Source organism: Synechococcus sp. R6-7, from assembly GCF_047461695.1.
Taxonomy (GTDB): domain Bacteria; phylum Cyanobacteriota; class Cyanobacteriia; order Thermostichales; family Thermostichaceae; genus Thermostichus.
Map to the genome: position 1 here is coordinate 1 of NZ_JANSHS010000528.1, position 677 is coordinate 677.

Sequence of the window (677 nt, forward strand, 5' to 3'; positions counted from 1 at the left end):
AAGGCCACCATCACCAACATCAAGGGCAACGAAGTTACTTTCCAGATTTCGGGCCCCGACATCAAGCTCACCCCAAGGGAACCCAAACAGGCGGGCTTCCTCTCGGTGGAGCAAGAGGTAGAGGTGAAGGTTCTGGGCCTTAGAGAAGATAAAGGACTCCGTCCCCCTGGCGCGATGGGACTCCGTCCCGCTGGCGCGATCAGAGAAGATAGCAGAATCGGCAAAGTCCAGCTGCTCTGGGCGCAAAGCAAGACAGAGCTCTCGAAAAATTTGAGTTAACCGCCTATCATGCAGACCATCATCATGACTGTGGGCACCTCCTTGCTCACCAACCTTGACAAAGACCTGCAGCCGCAGCGCCCCTGGGTGGGACAAAAAACCATCGGGGATCCGGAGCAAGCGCTGGCCTGGATGAAAAGAACCGATCTGGAGCTGATCAGCGCCGATCGCGCCAGCGGGACGGAGTCCTTAACCAACACCTACTACCGCCTGGATCCCACCCCCGGCGATGCTTTGGTTCTGCTGCACTCCGCAATGGGCTGGAGTGTGCCCGGATTTTGAAGCTCTTCTTTGAAAGAGAACTGGGCCAACAACAGGTTTCTCTGATGCCCCTTCCCGGCATCGACTACGAGCTAGAGGGATCCTCTCTGGAGCGGATGGCCGAGCTGTTGAAACAG

Annotated in this window: 1 protein-coding gene and 2 pseudogenes; all 3 read left to right on the plus strand. The window is 57.0% G+C overall.

Features of this window, described 5'->3' with window-relative positions:
- Positions 1-279, plus strand: a pseudogene (locus tag NW815_RS13755) (hypothetical protein); the annotation flags it as partial.
- A 24-nt stretch (positions 280-303) separates the two neighbouring features.
- The gene (locus NW815_RS13760; protein WP_238376877.1) at positions 304-561 is read left to right on the plus strand and encodes a hypothetical protein; all 258 of its coding nucleotides are present in this window, start codon (positions 304-306) and stop codon (positions 559-561) included.
- Positions 558-677: pseudogene (locus NW815_RS13765) on the plus strand (CRISPR-associated protein); the annotation flags it as partial. The gene NW815_RS13760 and the pseudogene NW815_RS13765, both read left to right, overlap by 4 nt.

What these genes read in the sequence shown, in the direction of transcription:
- NW815_RS13760 (WP_238376877.1), top strand. Translation starts at nt 304, where the DNA reads ATGACTGTGGGCACCTCCTTGCTCACCAACCTTGACAAAGACCTGCAG.